Here is an 18,711-nt window from a genome sequence, read left to right on the forward strand (position 1 = left end):
CGGCGGGGTCAGCTCCGGCTCCGCGCCTCTGCCATCCAGGCCTCGATCGCCGTGGCCACCGGGTGATCCACCCCGAGCTCCACCTCGGCGAGCGCGAGCGCCCGCTCGTACAGCGGCAGCGCCGTGGACAGCCGCCCCGCGGCGTGGTGGACCTGCGCGAGCCGGACCAGCGTGGGCCGGAGCGACGGGTGGGCGGCCCCGGCCAGCGCCTCCCGCGCGGCGAGCGCGCGCTCGTACAGCGCCGCCGCCTCGGCCGCGTCCCCGAGCGCCTCCCGCGCGGCCGCCAGGTTGTGCAGGATCGACGCGAGGAGCGCCCCCTCCACGCCCGCCCCCGCCTCGGCGATCTCGAGCGCCCTCCGGAGCATCACCTCCCGCTCGCCGGTCGGGAGGTCCTCTTCCAGCTCCAGGAACGTGGCGGCGTTGTAGAGCGCCTCTGCGACGAGCGCGTGACGGGCGCCGAGCGCCCCCTCCCGCAGCGCGATCGCCCGCCGGAAGAGCGGCGCCGCCTCGGCGCGGGCCCCCCGCCTGCCGAGCAGCAGACCGAGCCGGTTCAGCAGCGCCGACAGCTCGATGGGGTCGGGGTCGCGCATCCGCTCGTAGCCCGCGAGCATCCGGCGGAACAGCGCCTCGACGTCCTCGAGCTCGCCCTGCCGCTCGAGGATGGCGGCCAGCTGCTCGAGCAGCCTCGGCAGCGGGGGATCGGTGCTCGCCGCAGCCTCGGCGATGGCGATCGCCCTCGCGGAGCTCGCGCGCGCCTCGTCCAGCCGCCCCTGCGCGAGCCGGGCCGAGCTCAGCGCGTAGAGCGGCGCCGTCAGCTCGGCGTCCCCCTCACCGTAGATCTCCTCGGCGATCCGGAGCGCCCGCGCGCACGTCGCCTCCGCGTCGGCGTGGCGCGAGCCGGCGAGCTCGGACGCCGCCACGTCGAGTAGGCGCCGGTACTCTCTCCCCCTCCACCAGCGCAGCACGGCGCGATCCGGTCGCATCCTCCTCTACTACCTCGTCCCCACCCGGGAGGGTGAGAAGGCCGGCAGGGACGTCCGGCGCGCACCGGCCGGCGTCCGGCGGCGGCACCCGACAAGGATGATCGGAAGAGCATCGCGCGGGCGCGGAGCAGTGTACTCTGCTCGCAGGATCTCGTGGCGCGAAGGTGCGATGCAAACGCTCGATGCCAGCAACTGGCGGTTCCCGTCGATCGGGGCTATGGCGCACGGCGCATGGTGCAGCGCCTCACGGCCGGCCTCTCGCGCCGGGGTCCCGGCCTCACGAACGGGGCGATCGTGGAGGCGATCGAGGAAAGGTCGCCAAGGACATTTCTTCCGTTTAGACTGCCCCGACGGCCCCACGCGCCGACGCTCCCCACGATCATGAGGTCCAGGCTCACGCATCGCGAGGCATCGTCACCGAGGGGAGGGCTCGCCCGCGCCCGCACGGGGAAGGCGACGGAGTTCATATGAGTGGTGCCAACGAAAACGTCGTCGATGAAGTAGCGCGCAGCGAGCCGATCGATCCGTTGCTCGGAAAGGTGCTCAACGGAAAGTTCAAGATCCTTTCCCAGCTCGCGACCGGCGGCATGGGCACGATCTATCGCGGCGAGCAGATCCCGCTCGGGCGCCCGGTGGCGATCAAGGTCTTGATCCCGAACCAGGCCTCGCGGCAGCTCGACCCGAACTTCCACAAGCGCTTCTTCCTCGAGGCGAGCATCCTCGCGCGCCTCCAGCACCCGAACATCGTCACCGTCTTCGACTACGGCCGCATCGAGGCCGATGATCAGGACCGGTTCTTCATGGCGATGGAGTTCCTCGAGGGCGAGACGCTCTTCCGGCGCGTGCGCCGGCAGGGGCGCCTGCCGCCGCCCGAGGCGATGCGCATCGCGCGGCAGATCGCGCGCGGGCTGCGCGAGGCGCACAAGCACGGCGTCGTCCACCGCGACCTCAAGCCGTCGAACGTCATGCTCGTCTCCAACGAGGACGCGGAGGAGGCGGTCAAGATCCTCGACTTCGGCCTCGTGAAGCAGCTCGGCGACGACTCGGAGGAGCTCACGCAGCAGGGCGCGTTCCTGGGCTCGCCCCGCTTCATGTCGCCGGAGCAGATCTCGCACGGCAAGGTCGATCTCAGGACCGACATCTACTCGCTCGGCGTCATCCTCTACCAGATGCTCTGCGGGAAGGTCCCGTTCGAGTCCGAGAAGTCGATCCAGATCCTGATGGCGCACCTCCAGCAGCCGGTGCCGCGCATGAAGGAGCGGAACCCGGACGTCGACATCCCGGAGCCGCTCGAGGCGCTCGTGATGCGCTGTCTCGCGAAGGATCCGGACGGCCGGCCCGCGACGATGGACGCCCTCATCCAGGGCCTCGGCGAGTGCGCACGCGGCATGGGCGTGACGACCGCGTTCGGCGGCACGCAGATCACCTCGTTCGAGTCGCTGCCCGGCGTGCAGATCTCGTCGCGTTCGTCCACGGTGCAAGCGCTCAAGGACGCGGTGACGCTCCCCGCGCCGTCGACCGATGACGATCCGAGCGGGCGCACCTCCGGCGTCGGCTCGGGCCCGGGCGCTGCCGCGACCACGGCGGGCGCGTCCAAGGGCGCGACCGGCGCGCAGGAAGCTCCCTCCGGCGGCGGGCGCAAGGCGGTGATCTTCGCCGCCATCGGCGCGGTCGTCGTGGCGGCGGGCGCGTTCGCGCTGACCCGCAAGCCCGCGCAGAACAGCGAGGCCACGCCCGAGGTCGTGACCGCGCCGACGACCGCGCCCGCGGCGACCGGCACGCCCAGCGAACACAAGGGCGCGCCCTCGTTCATGCTGATCATCGAGTCGATCCCGGCGGGCGCCGAGGTCCTGGAGGACGGGAAATCGCTCGGGCAGACGCCGCTCCAGCTCTCGATCGCGAACGACCAGGTGCGCGCGTCGCCTCGCCGGCTGACCCTGCAGAAGGAAGGCTTCCAGCCCTACTCCATCGTGCAGGGGCCGTCGGAGATGTCCGTGCAGACGGTCGCACGGCTCGCGCAGGTGGCCGCGCCCGCGAAGACCGAGGACGCGCCGTCGAACACGAGCTCGGGCGGCAGGCGAAACTGGGGCCGCCCCGTTCGCCCCGCAGCGCCCACGGCCACGTCGAAGCCCAACCCTCCGGAGAACACGGCGCCGTCGATCCGGATCGACCGGTAGCGATCAGGGCGCGCCCGACGAGCACCATCGGCTAGCCCCTGATTTCACCGCGCCGCAAGGGCGTGGTGCAGGGGCCATGCGCTAGCTTCCTGGCCGCGCATGTCCCGCCTGCTCATCGTCTCGAACCGCCTCCCGGTGACCGTCCACGCCGATCAGGGGGACGTCTCCGTCGTCCCCTCGGCGGGCGGCCTCGTGACCGCGCTCCGGGGCCCCCACGAGCGGCACGGCGGCCTCTGGCTCGGATGGCCGGGCGACCTCGCGCAGCTCACCGAAGAGCAGCGCCGAGAGGTCGAGGAGCGGCTCGATCTGCTGGGCGCCGTCCCGGTGCACCTCACGTCGGCCGAGGTGAGCCGTTACTACGACGGCTTCTCGAACAGCGTCCTGTGGCCGCTGTTCCACTACCTCGTCGAGAAGCTGCACCTCGACGCCCGGCAGGACTGGGAGAGCTACCGCGAGGTGAACGAGCGCTTCGCCGACGCCATCGCCTCCCGGTACAGGCCGGGCGACAGGGTGTGGATCCACGACTACCAGCTCACGCTCGTGCCGGCGATGCTGCGGAGGCGCATCCCCGACGCGCGGATCGGCTTCTTCCTGCACATCCCGTTCCCCGCGGCCGAGGTCTTCCGGATCCTGCCCTGGAGGGAGCAGGTGCTGCGCGGCATGCTCGGCGCCGACGTCGTCGGGTTTCACACGACGGCCTATCGGTACCACTTCGTCTACTCCGCCGCGCGCGTGCTCGGGCTCGATCCCGATCTGGAGACGCTCGCCTACGAGGGGCGGCGGGTGCGGCTCGGCGCGTATCCGGTCAGCATCGACGTCGACGAGTTCGTGCGGCTCGCGCGGGACGAGGAGGTCCGCGCCGAGGCGCGGCGCATCCGCGAGAGCGCCAAGGGCCGGAAGATCGTGCTCGGCGTCGATCGGCTCGACTACACGAAGGGCATCCCGCGGCGCATGCTCGCCATCGAGCGCTTCCTGGAGCGCGAGCCCGAGCTCCGGAGCAAGGTCCGGTTCATCCAGCTCGCGGTGCCGACGCGCGAGAAGGTCGACGCCTACGCCGACTTCCGGCGCGTCGTGAACGAGCTCGTCGGCCGCATCAACGGCAGCTACGGGACGCTCGACGACGTCCCGATCCACTTCCTGCACCGGTCGATGCCCATGGCCGGGGTCGTCGCGCTCTACCTCGCGGCCGACGTGATGATGGTGACGCCGCTGCGCGACGGGATGAACCTGGTCTGCAAGGAGTACGTGGCCTCGCGGATCGACGACACCGGCGCCCTCGTGCTGAGCGAGTTCGCGGGCGCGGCCGCCGAGCTGATCGAGGCGCTCCAGGTCAACCCGCACGACATCGACGCGGTGGCGTCGACGATCCAGCGGGCGCTGGTCATGTCGCCGTCCGAGCAGCGCGTCCGGATGCAGGCGCTCCGCCGCCGCGTCGTGACGCACGACGCGCACCGCTGGTCGCACCGCTTCCTAAACGATCTCGAGCGCGCGAGCGGCGCGGCGCCCGCGGTGGGGTCCGTCCGGCGGCCTGAAGGCGCGCCCCAGGGGAGCACGATCGCGAGCGCGCTCAGCGCGCCGTCGCTGATCGTGATGCTCGACTACGACGGCACGCTGGTCCCGCTCGAGGCCATGCCCGAGCTCGCTCAGCCGGACGAGGCGCTCGTCACCGAGCTGCGCGAGCTCGCGGCGCGCCCGCGGACGCAGGTGCACGTCGTGAGCGGCCGGCCGCGCGAGGACCTCGAGCGGTGGCTGGGCGAGCTGCCCATCAGCCTCCACGCGGAGCACGGGTTCTTCTCCCGCGCCGCGCCCGGCGAGCCCTGGGTGGCGCTCCGCGAGGCCGCGCTCGACTGGAAGCCGAGGGTCCGCGACGTCCTCCAGGGCCTCGTCGACCGCACGGCGGGCAGCTTCATCGAGGAGAAGATGGTGTCGATCGCGTGGCACTACCGGGCCGCCGACCCGGAGCTCGCCAGCCAGACGGCCCGCGAGGTGCCCCTGGAGCTCGGCGAGGCGCTGCGCGAGCACGATCTCGAGCTCATCCCGGGCCGCAAGGTGCTGGAGGTGCGGCTCCGCGGGGTCAACAAGGGGGTGATCGTGCCGCGGGTGCTCGCGATGATGGGGCCCGACGCGGTGGTGATCGCGCTCGGCGACGACAGGACTGACGAGGATCTGTTCGCGGCGCTCCCCCCGACCGCCCTCACGATCCACGTGGGCGGCGGGGAGAGCTCCGCGGCGTTTCAGCTGCCCGACCCGGCCTCGGCGCGTCGCTTGCTGCGCGCGCTCGTGGCCTGAGGGCTCGCGCTGCGGCTCACGCCCCGGCGCGGCGACCGCGCCGCCGGAGGGCGGCGCCGAGGAGCGCCGCCGCCCCGGCGAGGAACGCCCCCGAGCCGGCGACCGGCCCGCCCGCGAGCGCCCCGCCGACGCTGCACGCGCTGGCGTGGGCGTCGTGCGGCGCGTCCGCGTTGCCCTGCGCGGCCTCGGGGCACGCAGCGGCGCGCGCCGCGGTGTCGTCGCTGTCCGTGTCGCCGTCCGCGGCGCAGTCGCCGGCGGACGCGTTCCCTTCGGCGTCGGCGTCGCTGGCATCGACGTCGTCGGTGTCGCCGGCGCCCGCCTCACCGTCGCTCGGGGCGGCGTCCCCGTCGACGTTCCACTCCTCCTCCGCGGCGCTGCTGTCGCTGTCGCCGAGGTCCCGATCGCTGTCCGCGGTCCTCATGGCGAGCGCCGCGAGGCTGGAGCCGGACTCGTAGGCCCCGATGTCGATCGCGCCGGCGACCGGCCGCTGCAGCGGCCGGCTGGCCGCGCGCATGCTCCTCATGGGCGAGGACTGCGGCGCGGCGAGCGGCCTCGGGAACGGGTGCCCTGCCGGGCTCGGCGACGCGCTGGAGCCGGCGTTGACGAGCGGGCTGTTCGACGCCGGGCGGAGGTCCAGCGAGCCGAGGTTGGTGAAGCCGGGGTCGGCGCCCTGCACCGTGCCTGTCCACGCCGCGGGGAGGGCCGAAGAGCCGGTGGGGACCCAGTTGTTCGCGCCCGAGATCAACGCCGCTCCCGTCTTCCAGGTCGCGCTCCTGTCGACATAGACCTCCACGCCGCCGCCGCCGCGCCGATAGAACACGTTGTTGCTCATCTCGACGCTCTCGATTCCATCGAACATCCTGAGCGCCGGCCGCGACCCGGGGGCGAGAAGGAACGTGTTGTTGACGAACCGGAAGCGGCCCCACGTCTGCCCCGTGCCGTCGCCCCCGACGCGCACGGCGAAGTGCTGGCCGGTCTTGACGATGACGTTGCCCACGACGTCGGAGTCCTCGCGCGCGAGCCCCTCGTCCTGGCCGTCCGGCCCGATCAGCTCGAGCTCGTGGTATTTCGCGCCCTCGATCCAGTTGTAATAGATCTCGTTCCGCTCCGCGCGGCTCTTCACGTTGTTGCCGCCATTGCCGTCGTGCACATAGCAGTGCCGCATGCGGAACACCGAGCCGAGGCGCGTCTCCTCGTCGGTCGCGATGTAGATGGGGTGCCTGCTGTCGCCCGAGCCGCAGGCATAGACCTCGACGTACTCCAGCGTGAGGGAGCCCGACTCGGAGTCGGCGCCGAGGATCCCGTGCCCGGCGCAATCGTGCACCACCGAGTCGCGGATCGTGATGTCGTGCGCTTTGTTGAACACGCAGCGGCCCGAGCCGCCGGTGATGTCGAAGCCTTCGAAGGTATAGTGATTGCCAGCGAAGACAACGGTGTTCGTCCCCCCGGATAGGACCGGGCGGCGGCCGTTCACGCGAACGCCGCGGATCGTGATCTTCTGCGCCTCGGTGCCCGACTTCTTGAAGAACAGATCCCCCGGATAGGTCGCGTCGCCCTCGACCAGAACCACGTCCCCGGCAGCGAGGCGAGGGGCGACCTCCGCGAGGCTCGCATGAGGCTTGCCCCGCCCCACCTCGTACGTCGCTGCGCTCGCCGGCGAGGCGGCGAGCAGCACGGAGAGCCCGATGCCCGGCGCGACGAGAGAGAGTGTGACGAGGTGCCTTGTGTTGAGTTGCTGCATTGGCGTACTGTCGCGTGCTGTAGAGTCCGAGTGCAAGCTGCTTTTTAATGAAATGCATGATGGGTAATTCAGGCGACACCTGACGGCGGGAATTCCTGTGGTTATTCCCGCATGCCCAGCGGCTGTCACCATTGCTGAGAATCCTCGTGGTCTGCCGTTTCTCGATAAAATTTGGTAAATAAAAGCAAGTCGGTGCGAACGCCGCGAAGAGCGTGAAGAGCAGGTAAGAGCGGGTGAAGCGCGGGTGAAGCGCGCGAGGAGCGGGAGGAGCGGGAGGAGCGCGACGGGCGGGAGGAGCGCGAGGGGCGAGGCGGGCGGTTCCTCTCGGCACGCGCGTCGTTCCGTGCCATGGAGCCGGCCATGTTCCCGGTTGTCCTCGCCTCCACGTCGCCCTTCCGGAGGGCGCTCCTCGATCGCCTCGGGCTCGCGTACGAGGCCGTCGCGCCGGCCTTCGAGGAGATCGCGCCCGAGGGGATGTCGCCCCTCGCGTGCGCCCGCCTCTTCGCGGAGGGCAAGGCGCTGAGCCTCGCGCCCGCGCGGGAGGGCGCCGTGCTCATCGGCGCCGATCAGGCGCTCGAGCTCGATGGGGAGCTCCTCCGCAAGCCGGCCTCGCTCGACGAGGCGGCAGACCAGCTCGGGCGGCTCGCGGGGCGCGTCCACGCGCTCCACACCGCCGTCGCGGTGCACGCGCCGCCGGCGGTGCCGCTCGCGGCCGGCGAGCCGCGGACGCTGGCCGAGATCGTCACCGTGGAGCTCCGCGTCCGCCCCCTCGGCAGCGCGCAGATCCGCCGCTATGTCGAGCTGGATCGGCCGATCGGCAGCGCGGGAGGGTACCTCTTCGAGAGGCGCGGACCGTGGCTGTTCGACGACGTGCGCCACGCCGACGAGGCGGCCATCGTGGGGCTGCCGCTCGTCCCGCTCTGCCGCCTGCTGCGCCGCTTCGGGGTCGATCCGCTCGGCCCGCCCGCGCGCGCATGAGCGCAGACGTGCGCGCAGGCGTCAGAGCGCGCCGGCGGGCTCCACGCAGGCCGCGCAAAGAGCCTGCATCCTGGGAGATACGGTAGGTTCCCGCCAAACCGCGCCATTGCGCGTCGGCGCGATCCGAGCACCGAGAAGAAGTCCGAGGGAACCAGGAATATGCCGGCTTCCCCAGGCGCTTCGCTGTCCGACGGCGCAGGCGGGGGGGCCGCTGCGCTGTGTGCGTGCCGGGGCTTCCAGGGAGGGGCGGCCGTGGCGCGCCCGTTGCTAATCGTGGTTCCAGGGTCGAGCCTGCCGCTGGGCCCTCGCGGATGCGCATCTTCTGCCGGGCGACGCCGACAGGGCGGGCCAGGCGCTCGACGAGGTGAGGCGATGATGGAACGCCCGCCCTTCAACGCGGCCGAGGCGCTCACGGCGGCTGATCTGATCCTGTCCTGGTCGGCCCTGCAGAACGAGGAGCGGGTGCAGGCCTATCGCCGCCTGCGGCGCGAGGAGGCGGAGGACTTCTTCGAAGGTCTCCCCACGGCCGACCAGGCCGCGCTCCTGGCGGGCCTCACGAAGGGCGAACGCAGGTTGTGGCTTCGCCTGCTCGCGCCCGACGACGTGGCGGACATCCTCCTCGAGGTGTCGCCGGCCGACCAGGCGGAGCTCCTCTCCTTGCTCGACGAGCCGACGCGGCGCGAGGTGACCGCGCTCCTCGCGTACGCCGAGGATGAGGCTGGCGGGCTCATGAGCCCGTGGTTCGCGCGCGTGCGGCCGGAGGCGACGGTCGACCAGGCGATCAGCTACCTCAAGCGGCAGGCCAGGGATCACCTCGAGACCATCTACTACGGTTATGTGCTCGACGCCGAGCAGCGGCTGCGCGGCGTGGTGTCGCTGAGACAGCTCATGATCGCCCCCGGCGACCGGCGCGTCAGCGACGTGATGAAGACCGATATCGTGTCGGTCAACGAGGACGCCGACCAGGAGGCCGTGGCGCGGCGCTTCGCGGAGCACGATCTCGTGGCGATACCCGTCGTCGACAGCGAGGGTCGGATGAAGGGGATCGTCACCGCAGACGACATCGTGGACGTCGTGGAAGAGGAGGCGACCGAGGACATCCAGAAGCTCGGCGGCATGCAGGCGCTCGACGCGCCCTACCTCCGGACCCCCATCTCCAGGATGCTCGGCAAGCGCGCGGGCTGGCTCTCGGCGCTGTTCGTGGGCGAGCTCCTCACCGCCACGGCGATGGGGCACTACGAGAGCGAGATCGCCCGCGCCGTCGTGCTCGCCCTCTTCGTGCCGCTCATCATCTCGAGCGGGGGCAACTCCGGCTCTCAGGCGACGACGCTGGTCATCCGGGCCATGGCGCTCGGCGAGATCCGGCTCGCCGACTTCTGGCGCGTCAGCCGTCGGGAGCTCGCGTCGGGCCTCGCGCTCGGCGGGATCCTCGGCACCATCGGCTTCGCGCGCGTCATCGCCTGGGAGAAGCTCTTCGGGGCCTATGGCCCGCACTACGGGCTCCTCGCGCTGGCCGTCGCGATCAGCCTGGTCGGCGTCGTGACCTGGGGCACGCTGGCGGGGGCGCTCCTGCCGTTCGTGCTCCGGGCGCTCCGCTTCGACCCGGCGAGCGCCTCGGCCCCGTTCGTCGCGACGCTCGTCGACGTCTCCGGCCTCGTGATCTACTTCAGCGTGGCCGAGCTCCTGCTCCGCGGGGTGCTGCTGTGAAGCGGGCGAGCGCCCCCCGCGCGCGCCCCGGCAGCCTCCTCGAAGCGCGCGGCCGGGGAGAGCCTGGGCGACCGGGGCCTAGGGGTGGACGCGCGACGCGAGGTAGCGCGCCACATACGCGCCGATCACGCGCGCGTCCTCGCGCCAGCGGCCGCCGGGCTTCAGCATGTCCGCCTCCGCGGAGCTCAGGTTCGTGTTCGGGATGGGCGACGCCGTGCGGCTCGAGAACTGGACCTCATCGAGCACCCGGCCGTCCGGCGTCGTGAGCCGGAGCGTCAGCCGGATCTGGCTCGGGGCCGAGGAGACGACCGCGTAGAAGCCTGGATTCATGTAGCCGATATAGGGCTTGATCACGAACGGCGCCGACGTGGGGCCGTCGGACGGCGCGACCTCGATGCCCTCCTCCTGGGCCGTGGCGACCAGGGCCTTCGTGAACTCCTCGTTGATGGACTCCTTGTCCGCCACGAAGCGCTGGTGATCGTCCGCGTCCTTGCCGGCGAGGTACTGGTCCTCGCGCTGGTCGAGGATGAAGAGGCCCACGTAGTCGATGGGCATCAGGGCGAAATACCGCTGGCCGACGAACGTGTCGGGGCTCGCCTGGGTCACGACGCGCCAGCGCGGCGCGCACCCGGCGAGGGCCGCGACGCCGAGCAGCGCGGCCGCGATGAAGCTGCGACGGTGCATGAGGGTCTCCTTCAGAGGGCTCGCCTTGTAGGCCATGTCCGAGCGAGCTGGCAAGGGCGGTGCAGCGCGCCGCGCCCGGGCGGGCCGGTCCGGCGCCGCGCGCCGGCGCGGCAGCGGCAGCGGCTCGAGCGCGCCCTCCGACCCGGACGGGGCAGGCGTCCCGCGGCCCGCGTATTCGACGGCGCGGGCTCGCACCGCGCTCGCGCGCGCCTGTGCACTGGGCGGACATGACCCGAGCTGGCCTGTCGGATGCATGTTGGATTCGACAGCTGCAATGGCTACCTCGCACGAGGATGCCTTTCTATCGACGCTGGAGGTAAACCCATGATCCCGAATTTCGTAGCCGGTCTCTTCAGCCTTTTTCCCATCTTGGTGCTCCCCTTGCTCGGCGCCGATCCGCCGGAGGACGCCGGCGACAGCGGCTCGCAGGTGGGCCAAGGCTCCGAGCTCGAGATCCCAGGCTTGCCCGGGGAGGGCGCCTCGCGGTTCGCCTATTCGATCTCCTGCATCGAGGGCAGCACGGGAAAGAAGACCTTCCTCACGGAGGACGACTTCTGCAGCGCCCTGCGTGACGAGCAGGTCTGCTCCGAGAGCGCGGCCATCTTCGCGCTCTTCCACGGCTGCCCCTGAGCGCCCGCGCGGCGGCGGTACAAACCCTTGACATTCGAGGGGGGCCTTGCTCTTCCTAGCGAGCGCGGACCGCCCCGCGCGGCCCTCCCCCCACGAGGTCGCGCGCCTCGGAGGCTCAGATCGTGACGAACCTCTATCTCATCCGGCATGGAGAAGCGCTGGTCAACGTGAACCATATCGTGGGCGGGATGCGCGGGGACACCGGGTTGACGCAGCTCGGCATCCTCCAGGCGGAGCGCCTGCGCGATCGCCTGGCCGCGACGCGCGAGATCCCCGCCGACGTCCTGATCGCCAGCACCTATCGCCGGGCGCAGCAGACGGCCGAGATCGTCGCTCCCGCCCTGGGGCTGCCCGTCACGCTCGACGACGAGGTCCAGGAGCTCCGCCCCGGCGAGGCGGACGGGATGCCGGTCGGCGAGGCGATGGTGCGCTATGCGATCGATTTCGAGCGCGAGCCGTACCGGCCGGTGAGCCCCGGTGGAGAGAGCTGGGCTCAGTTCATGCTGCGGGTCTCCGTCGCCCTCGATCGCGTCACCCGTGAGCACGAGGGGCGGACGATCGCCGTCGTCACCCACGGCGGCTTCATCGACGTCGCGTTCCTCCACTTCTTCCGGATGAACGCGCTCGCCTTCCCGAGCGCGCACTTCGCCACCCGCCACACCTCGCTCACCCACTGGCAGCGAAGGCGGCGCTGGGGTCGGGCCGAGGCCTGGCACCTCATCTATTACAACGACTGCGCGCACCTGCGCGACGTCGAGCGGACCGTGCGCATCCCCTGGGCGGAGCTCTCCACGCTGGCGCCGAGGCTCGCGGAGGATCCGTCTGGGCCGCCGTCCTCCGAGAGCGGCGAGGGGCGCTAGCGGGTAGACAGACAGGCAAGCGCCCGCCCGCGGTCCCTCCCGGCCCTCGCGCTTGCGCCTCCGCCTCGGGGCGAGCTACATGACCCGTATGATGGGTCCCGTTCACGCAACCTTCCTCATCGCCGCTCCCGACCAGCCCGGTCTCGTCGCGCGACTCGCAGGGTTCTTCTACGACATCGGCCTGAACATCATCGACGCGAGCAATCACACGGATGCGTTCATGGACGAGGGCCCGCGCTTCTTCATGCGTCTCGTCGTCGATCTGTCCGGCCTCGCCTCGCCGGCCGCCGTCGCCGCCCTGGGCGGCTCCGCCACCCGCGGCGCGATCGAGGCCGCCTTTCGCGAGCTCGCCGCGGCGCTCTCGGCGCGATGGTCGGTGGAATACAGCGATCACGTCCCGAAGATGGCGATCCTGGTCACCAAGGATCCCGCGTGCCTTTACGATCTGGTGCTCCGGCAGCGCGCGGGCGAGCTCCGCTGCGAGATCCCGCTCGTGATCTCCAACCACCCCACGCTCGAGGCGGTGGCCGAGAGCTTTCGAATCCCTTTCTTCTGCATCCCCATCACCCCGGAGACCAAGCGCGAGCAGGAGCGTCAGGTGCTTCACCTGCTGAAGAGGCACCATGTCGATCTCGTCGTGCTGGCGCGGTACATGCAAATCCTCTCCGAGCAGATGCTCGATGAGGGGCCGCCCGTCATCAACATCCACCACGGGTTCCTGCCCGCGTTCCAGGGCGCGAAGCCTTACCATCAGGCGCACGCGCGCGGCGTGAAGCTCATCGGCGCGACGGCGCACTATGCGACGCGGGACCTGGATCAGGGGCCGATCATCGAGCAGGACGTGGCGCGCGTGAATCACCAGATGGGCCCCGAGGAGATGACCCGGATGGGGCGTGACGTGGAGCGGCTCGTCCTCTCTCGCGCCGTCCGGGCGCACCTGGAGCGGCGGGTCATCGTCGAGGGCCGCCGCACCGTTGTTTTTTAGGTCTCCAAACAATGCCCCGACCGAGCCGGGCAGTCGGGGCGTTCTGGGCGATCGAGAGCGGGTGAGGTGCGCGCGGCAGGGCGTGCTCTCCTGGGAGCCCGACGAGCGCGCGCGGGGGCGTTACGGCCGGCCCTGCTGGCCGGGCGCGCTGATCTGGCCCTGCTGACCATAAGCGCCCGACTGGGAGATGGCTGCCTGGCCAAGGCCGGCCTGCTGACCAGCATAGCCCTGGATCCCATGGCTGGATTGCTGGCCGGCATAACCGCCGAACCCGGCCTTGGACGGCACCTGCCCGGGGAACATCCCGGCCTGGCTCGGAACGAGCGCGCCCTTGCCAGGGAACATCCCGGCCTGGCTCGGGACGAGCGCGCCCTTGCCAGGGAACATCTGACCCTTGCTCGGTCCGAGCATGCCCTTGCTGGGGAGCATCTCGCCCTTGCTCGGTCCGAGCATGCCCTTGCTGGGGAGCATCTGACCCTTGCTCGGTCCGAGCATGCCCTTGCCGGGGAACATCTCGCCCTTGCTCGGTCCGAGCATCCCCTTGCTCGGGCCCATCTGGGCCTGTCCGGGCGCGAGCTGCGCCGCGCCCATCCCCATGTATCCGCCTCTCTCCTCCTCCAATGCTTGATTGACGGCCCCGGTCTCGTCGTCACCGGGATCGGCTTGATCGAAGTCCGCGTCGTCCGTATTCACCGTACAACCGGCGGCCAGAGCAGCGAAAAGAAATGCAGGCACCAGCATCTTGCTATGAATCGACATGATCGTTCCCCCCGATGTCCGCGAGGGCCCACCAGGCCCAGACATCTTGGCTCACCGCAGAGCAGAGTGTGTGCCCGGCGGAGCTGTGCAGACGTTTCCGCTCCCGGCGTGCTTGACGTCCGCGAGGGGTGAATGCAGCGCGCTCGCTCGAGCAGCGCCCCGCAGCGGGGCCCGCGCGATCCGGGCTGAGCGGATCGTCGAGGAGCGCTCGTTCTGCTTTTCTGCGGTGAAAGGACGTCTCGGGTCCAGCCAGGGCGCACCAGCGGCTCGGCGCGCCCGGTGAAGCCCTACCGCAGGGCAGGCTGCGCTGGTGGCCCCGCCCTGCTCAGGACGCTCTGTGGTGCGTCGCGCGTGCAGCGCTGGCGCGCCGGACGGTTCGTTCGATCGTGGCTTGTCCGCCCTGGTCGCAGCCCGTCAGCGAGGCGCCGCGCGCCCAGGGCGCACCGCCGCGCGGCCGCTGCGCATGCGGGACGGGCGGCTCACGCCTCGGGCTTCTTCCCGAACAGCCACTTCTTCGCCTCGTCGTCCATGGGCTGGCTCGGGTTCCGCAGCTCATTTCCGACCGCGAGCCCGCGCTCGACGGCGGGCCTCGCGCGCATCGCGTCGAGCCACCGCTTGAAGTTCGGGAGCTCGTCGGCCGATATCCCGTACCGGTCATGCGGCATCGCCCAGGGATAGCTCGCCATGTCGGCGATCGAGTACTCGCCCGCCAGGAAAGGCCGGTCCGCGAGCCGCTTGTCCATCACGCCATAGAGCCGGCGTACCTCCTTGGTATAGCGCTCGATCGCATAGGGGATCTTCTCCGGCGCATAGTGATTGAAATGGCCTGCCTGGCCGCTCATCGGGCCGAGGCCGCCCATCTGCCACATGAGCCACTGGGTCACCTCGTAACGACCGCGGACGTCCGAGGGCATGAACTGGCCCGTCTTCTCCGCGAGGTAGAGCAGGATCGCGCCCGACTCGAACACGGAGATCGGCGCCCCGCCGCCCGGAGGGTCGTGATCGACGATGGCGGGCATCCGGTTGTTGGGGCTGATCGCGAGGAACTCGGGCTTGAACTGCTCGCCCCGCCCGATGTTGATCGGGACGAGCTTGTACGGGAGGCCCGTCTCCTCGAGCATTATGCTGATCTTCCAGCCGTTCGGGGTGGGCCAGTAATAGAGATCGATCATCTTGCGCTCCGTGTCCGTGGGTCGCCGCCGATCGCGGCGGCGTGCTGTCTCAGGCGATGGATCGTGTCTGCCGGGCGCCGCGCCGCTTCGCGCTGGCGTCGCCCGGCCCGTCGGGCAATCGGTGGCACGTCGCCCCGTGGGGAGCAACCGGCGATCGGCTGCATGGCCTCAGCGCGGCGATCCCGTCGGGGCGCGCGCGGGCCTCGCCCCGTCGACGAGCGCGCGCAGCGCCGCGACGTGCGCGGGCCCCGTCCCGCAGCACCCGCCCACGATCGTGGCCCCCGCCGCGAGCCAGGGGCGCGCGAGCGCCGCGTAACGCGCGGCCGCCGAGCCGCGCTGGTCGACGTCAACGCCCCAGCCGAGCCCCTCGGCCTCCGCGCCCGCGTTCGCGTAGGCCCCGAACGGGACGCCGCACGCCGCGAGCCGCTCGATGTGCGCGAGCGTGCGAGTCGCAGGGGTGCAGTTGACGAGCACTGCCCTCGCGCCTCGAGAGGCCGCCTCCCGCGCGGCGAGCCCGATGTCCTCGGGCGAGAGCAGATCCGATCCCGGACCCGCCGTGAACGACACCCATGCTTCGACGCCCGTGGCGACCGCCTCCTCGAGCGCCACGAGCGCCTCGCCGACGTGCGGGAACGTCTCGCAGAGGAGGAGGTCGACGCCCGCGCCCGCGAGCGCCTGCGCGAGCTCTCGGTGCTCCTGCCGCGCGTCGGCCGGGCTCAGGTCGGGCCTGTAGCAATCCTCGATCGGCGCGATGCTGCCGGCGACCCGGTGCTGCGGGCCCTCGTCGCGCACGGCCTCGCGCGCCAGCGAAACCGCCCGCGCCGCCAGCTCGGCCCAGGCGGCGCCCGCCTGCCTCCGCTTTGTGCGGAATGTGTTCGCCGTGTGCACCGTCGCGCCCGCGCGCACGTAATCCCGGTGGATCGCGCGGACCACGTCGCGGCCCCGCGCGTCGAGCAAGGCTGCGGCGCTCCAGAGCGGCGCCGGCGTCTCGACCCCGCGCGCGGCGAGCTCGGTCCCGAGCGGGCCGTCGAGGACCACGATGGCAGCCTCGGCGGCCACAGCAGTTGAACCGAGCGGCGATCTGGCCACGTCCACCATGTAGGCTCCGGTATGTCCGCGACCGGCTCCCACGGCAACCCCTGAGTCGGGTCATGGCCCGTCTGCGGCTCGGGGTAAGCGAGTCCCCTCACAGCGCACCGTCCCGACCACTGTGCGGCAGAAAGAACGATGGAATTCTCTTTCGCGCCGGGAAATTACTTGCCAGGTATGGGGGGCCTGCGGCACCGTTGAAATGAATTCATCTTCCCCTCATTCCACTCGACTCGCCGGAGTCGTGGCGTCCGACAAGCAAGCGATCGTTTGCAGGACCGACGCAGGATCGACATGGGGGAGCTCCCGCTGGCCCGCGCGAGGCCAGGCGAGCGCCGTCAGTGAGCCCATAAGAAAGGAACGCCATCATGATTCGACAGACCATCCGTTCTTCCAAATCGCTCGCTCTCAGTGTTGCGCTCGGCGTCATCGCAGCGGCCGGTTTTGCCGGATGCAGCGCGTCGGAGGAGGCTCCCGTCGATGACGCGGTGGCGCACGAGCGGATCACCCAGGCGGACGTCTCGAAGGCCCTCGAGACGAGCGAGTTCCTGAACCTCGACATGAGCCGAGACACGGTCTACGCCCTCGACTACTCGGGGGGGCCGATCGACTACGCGCGCATCAAGCTCTCCACCGGCAACGGCAAGGAGATCCTGCTCTCGGAGCAGATGGCCGCCATCGAGCAGGCGGACTACGGCGACTACCCGGCGCCCGCCCTGACGGAGGCGTCGGACCAGCGGTTCAGCATCTCCTCGGACGAGGCCGCCTTCGGGAAGCTGTCGGACAGCGAGCTCGACCAGCTGAAGGCTGACGGGTTCTTCTACTCCGAGAAGCCCGTGTCGACCCCCGGGGCGAAGCCGCAGAGCACCGACCCCGACTGCATCCACGCCTACTGCGAGATTTGCACCGACAACACGACCGGTGGGCACCCCGAGACCTGGCTGCCGGGGACCTTCACCTGCTACCTCATCGAGCACGTGTGGTGCTGAGCCTCGCCTGACGGACTCCTTTCCCCCTCGCTCGCAGGGCCTCGTCGATGCGTTCGCTCTCGGTCTGGTGCGTTGCGTTGCTCGCCCTCGGGGGCACGGCGTGCGGAGAAGACGGACCCGTGCTCCCGAGCGGTCTTCCCCGGCCGGCCGGGGGGATCTACTTCGACTTCGGCGCGGCGCCGGAGGAGGACCGCTTCCGCGCGCTGATGGGGTTCCCGACCCGGGATGTCGCCGGGCTCGAGAGCGCGATCGAGGACATGTACGATCCCGGGAAGCCGGACACGTTCCGGAAGTACATGTCGGTCGAGACCTGGATGGAGCGCCACGCCCCCTCCGAGAGCGACGTCGCGGCCGTCGAAGACTGGCTCGTCCAGCAGAAGATGGAGATCCGACGGCGGTCCAGCAACCGGCTCCTGCTCGAGTTCGCGGGCACGGTCGAGCAGTTCAACGCCGCGTTCGACACGGAGCTCCGCGACTTCGAGCGCGAGAACCCCTCGGCCGGCGGCAAGCCGCTCCGCACGTTCGGCGCGCTCGATCCGCTCAGGCCGCCGCAGCGGATCATCGACCTCGCGTCGGGCGTCGTCTCGGTCGAGATCCCCGCGGACACCGAGCCGCTCGCGGCCGAGGGGGGCTCGATCGAGACGGACCCTCCGCCGGAGCAGGAGAAGGGGTACACGCCCGCGCAGATCGCGCGGGCCTATGGGGTCGAGGCGCTCCACACCGGCGGCCACAGCGGGCAGGGCGTGAAGGTCGGCGTCGTGGTTGGCGCGACGTACAAGACCCGGGATCTCCAGTCGTTCTGGCGATCGTTCGGCGTCTCGCGCGACAACCCCGTGGAGGTGGTCACCGCGGATCCGATCTCCACGCGTTATGTCGAGACCACGCTGGACATGCAATGGTCGGGCGTGATGGCGCCCGAGGCGGACCTCATCGCGTACGAGGGGCCGGACGCGCGCACCCACTCCATCCTCTATGCGTGGAACGAGGCGATCGCTGAAGGCGAGGTGTCGGTGCTCTCGACGTCGTTCGCGCATCGCGAGGAGACGGAGGGGCAGATCATCCGGGAGCAATACAACGAGGCGGCGCGCATGGGCGCGGCGCTCGGGATGACGATCGTCGTCGCGAGCGGCGACTCGAGCAGGCCCGACGTGCCGTCGTCGAGCCCGTACGTGACGTGCGTCGGCGGGACGGTGCTCGAGCTGGGCGCCGGGGGCGAGGTCGCGCGCGAGGTGGCGTGGAGCGGCTCCGGCTCGGGCCGATCGCGCGCCTTCGATACGCCGTGGTGGCAGGAGAGCGTCGTCCAGGACGCGCAGGGCACGCGCGCGGTCTCCGATGTCGCGCTGAGCGCGTCGTCGGAGTCCCCGTACTGGCTCTACTTCCTGGGCGAGTGGGAGCGGCGCAGCGGCACGTCGTTCGCCGCGCCGGTGTTCGCCGGGCTGATGGCGTCGGTGAACAGCCACCGGATCGCGCAGGGCAAGCCCGTCGCCGGGTGGCTGAACCGGGCGCTGTACACCGATGCGGGCGTGCAGGCCGCCTTCCGCGACATCACCGAGGGCAAGACGCCCGAGGGGTTCAGCGCGGGGCCTGGCTGGGACTACCCGACCGGCTGGGGCGCTCCGCTCGCGGACAAGCTCGCGGAGGCGCTCCCCTAGGAAAGCGTCATCCTCT

Annotated in this window: 15 protein-coding genes; 9 read left to right on the forward strand and 6 right to left on the reverse strand. The window is 71.0% G+C overall.

Annotated features, from left to right (window positions below; translation table 11 throughout):
* Positions 1 to 8: 8 nt before the first annotated feature.
* A complete protein-coding gene (locus tag WMF19_RS02750; RefSeq protein ID WP_437897668.1) occupies positions 9 to 983 on the reverse strand; it encodes a tetratricopeptide repeat protein in 975 nt (324 codons plus the stop codon).
* Between the two features lie 467 nt (positions 984 to 1,450).
* Here WMF19_RS02750 and WMF19_RS02755 point away from each other — a divergent pair, with 467 nt between their 5' ends.
* Both WMF19_RS02755 and WMF19_RS02760 read left to right on the forward strand, forming a co-directional pair.
* Entirely contained in the window at positions 1,451 to 3,160 is a 1,710-nt protein-coding gene (locus WMF19_RS02755; protein ID WP_437897669.1) for a serine/threonine protein kinase, read from the forward strand.
* A 99-nt stretch (positions 3,161 to 3,259) separates the two neighbouring features.
* Positions 3,260 to 5,449: a bifunctional alpha,alpha-trehalose-phosphate synthase (UDP-forming)/trehalose-phosphatase gene (locus WMF19_RS02760; RefSeq protein WP_437897670.1), complete on the forward strand. Its 2,190-nt coding sequence runs from the start codon at positions 3,260 to 3,262 to the stop codon at positions 5,447 to 5,449.
* A gap of 16 nt (positions 5,450 to 5,465) precedes the next feature.
* Here WMF19_RS02760 and WMF19_RS02765 read toward each other — a convergent pair whose 3' ends face one another.
* Positions 5,466 to 7,190: a right-handed parallel beta-helix repeat-containing protein gene (locus WMF19_RS02765; protein WP_437897671.1), complete on the reverse strand. Its 1,725-nt coding sequence runs from the start codon at positions 7,188 to 7,190 to the stop codon at positions 5,466 to 5,468.
* A 360-nt stretch (positions 7,191 to 7,550) separates the two neighbouring features.
* Between WMF19_RS02765 and WMF19_RS02770 the strand changes: the two genes are divergently transcribed.
* Together WMF19_RS02770 and mgtE are read left to right on the forward strand one after the other, a co-directional pair.
* On the forward strand, positions 7,551 to 8,168 hold the full coding sequence (locus WMF19_RS02770; protein WP_437897672.1) for a Maf family protein: 618 nt from the start codon (positions 7,551 to 7,553) through the stop codon (positions 8,166 to 8,168).
* Between the two features lie 372 nt (positions 8,169 to 8,540).
* Positions 8,541 to 9,875, forward strand: coding sequence for a magnesium transporter (gene mgtE / locus WMF19_RS02775; RefSeq protein WP_437897673.1), 1,335 nt, complete (start codon positions 8,541 to 8,543; stop codon positions 9,873 to 9,875).
* 78 nt (positions 9,876 to 9,953) lie between these two features.
* On the opposite strand, the gene WMF19_RS02780 is transcribed toward mgtE, so the two are convergent.
* Entirely contained in the window at positions 9,954 to 10,559 is a 606-nt protein-coding gene (locus WMF19_RS02780) for a hypothetical protein (protein ID WP_437798622.1), read from the reverse strand.
* Between the two features lie 324 nt (positions 10,560 to 10,883).
* Here WMF19_RS02780 and WMF19_RS02785 point away from each other — a divergent pair, with 324 nt between their 5' ends.
* From WMF19_RS02785 to purU, 3 genes are all read left to right on the forward strand, one after another.
* Positions 10,884 to 11,189 (forward strand): hypothetical protein, encoded by a 306-nt coding sequence (locus WMF19_RS02785; protein WP_272097589.1) that lies wholly within the window; start codon positions 10,884 to 10,886, stop codon positions 11,187 to 11,189.
* A 122-nt stretch (positions 11,190 to 11,311) separates the two neighbouring features.
* Positions 11,312 to 12,049: a histidine phosphatase family protein gene (locus WMF19_RS02790; RefSeq protein ID WP_437897674.1), complete on the forward strand. Its 738-nt coding sequence runs from the start codon at positions 11,312 to 11,314 to the stop codon at positions 12,047 to 12,049.
* 91 nt (positions 12,050 to 12,140) lie between these two features.
* Complete coding sequence (purU, locus tag WMF19_RS02795) at positions 12,141 to 13,034, forward strand: formyltetrahydrofolate deformylase (RefSeq protein ID WP_437331075.1); 894 nt, start codon at positions 12,141 to 12,143, stop codon at positions 13,032 to 13,034.
* Positions 13,035 to 13,154: 120 nt separating this feature from the next.
* Here the strand turns inward: purU and WMF19_RS02800 are convergent, their stop codons facing one another.
* The 3 genes from WMF19_RS02800 to WMF19_RS02810 form a co-directional block, all read right to left on the reverse strand.
* The gene (locus WMF19_RS02800) at positions 13,155 to 13,793 is read right to left on the reverse strand and encodes a hypothetical protein (protein ID WP_437897675.1); all 639 of its coding nucleotides are present in this window, start codon (positions 13,791 to 13,793) and stop codon (positions 13,155 to 13,157) included.
* Positions 13,794 to 14,272: 479 nt separating this feature from the next.
* Positions 14,273 to 14,965: a glutathione S-transferase N-terminal domain-containing protein gene (locus WMF19_RS02805; protein ID WP_437897676.1), complete on the reverse strand. Its 693-nt coding sequence runs from the start codon at positions 14,963 to 14,965 to the stop codon at positions 14,273 to 14,275.
* Between the two features lie 168 nt (positions 14,966 to 15,133).
* Positions 15,134 to 16,063: a homocysteine S-methyltransferase family protein gene (locus WMF19_RS02810; protein ID WP_437897677.1), complete on the reverse strand. Its 930-nt coding sequence runs from the start codon at positions 16,061 to 16,063 to the stop codon at positions 15,134 to 15,136.
* A 359-nt stretch (positions 16,064 to 16,422) separates the two neighbouring features.
* Between WMF19_RS02810 and WMF19_RS02815 the strand changes: the two genes are divergently transcribed.
* Together WMF19_RS02815 and WMF19_RS02820 are read left to right on the forward strand one after the other, a co-directional pair.
* Positions 16,423 to 17,043 (forward strand): hypothetical protein, encoded by a 621-nt coding sequence (locus WMF19_RS02815; RefSeq protein WP_437897678.1) that lies wholly within the window; start codon positions 16,423 to 16,425, stop codon positions 17,041 to 17,043.
* 47 nt (positions 17,044 to 17,090) lie between these two features.
* On the forward strand, positions 17,091 to 18,695 hold the full coding sequence (locus WMF19_RS02820; RefSeq protein ID WP_437897679.1) for a S53 family peptidase: 1,605 nt from the start codon (positions 17,091 to 17,093) through the stop codon (positions 18,693 to 18,695).
* The last annotated feature ends 16 nt before the right edge of the window (positions 18,696 to 18,711 follow it).

The organism is Sorangium sp. So ce124 (genome assembly GCF_051525235.1).
Classification (GTDB): domain Bacteria; phylum Myxococcota_A; class Polyangia; order Polyangiales; family Polyangiaceae; genus Sorangium; species Sorangium atrum.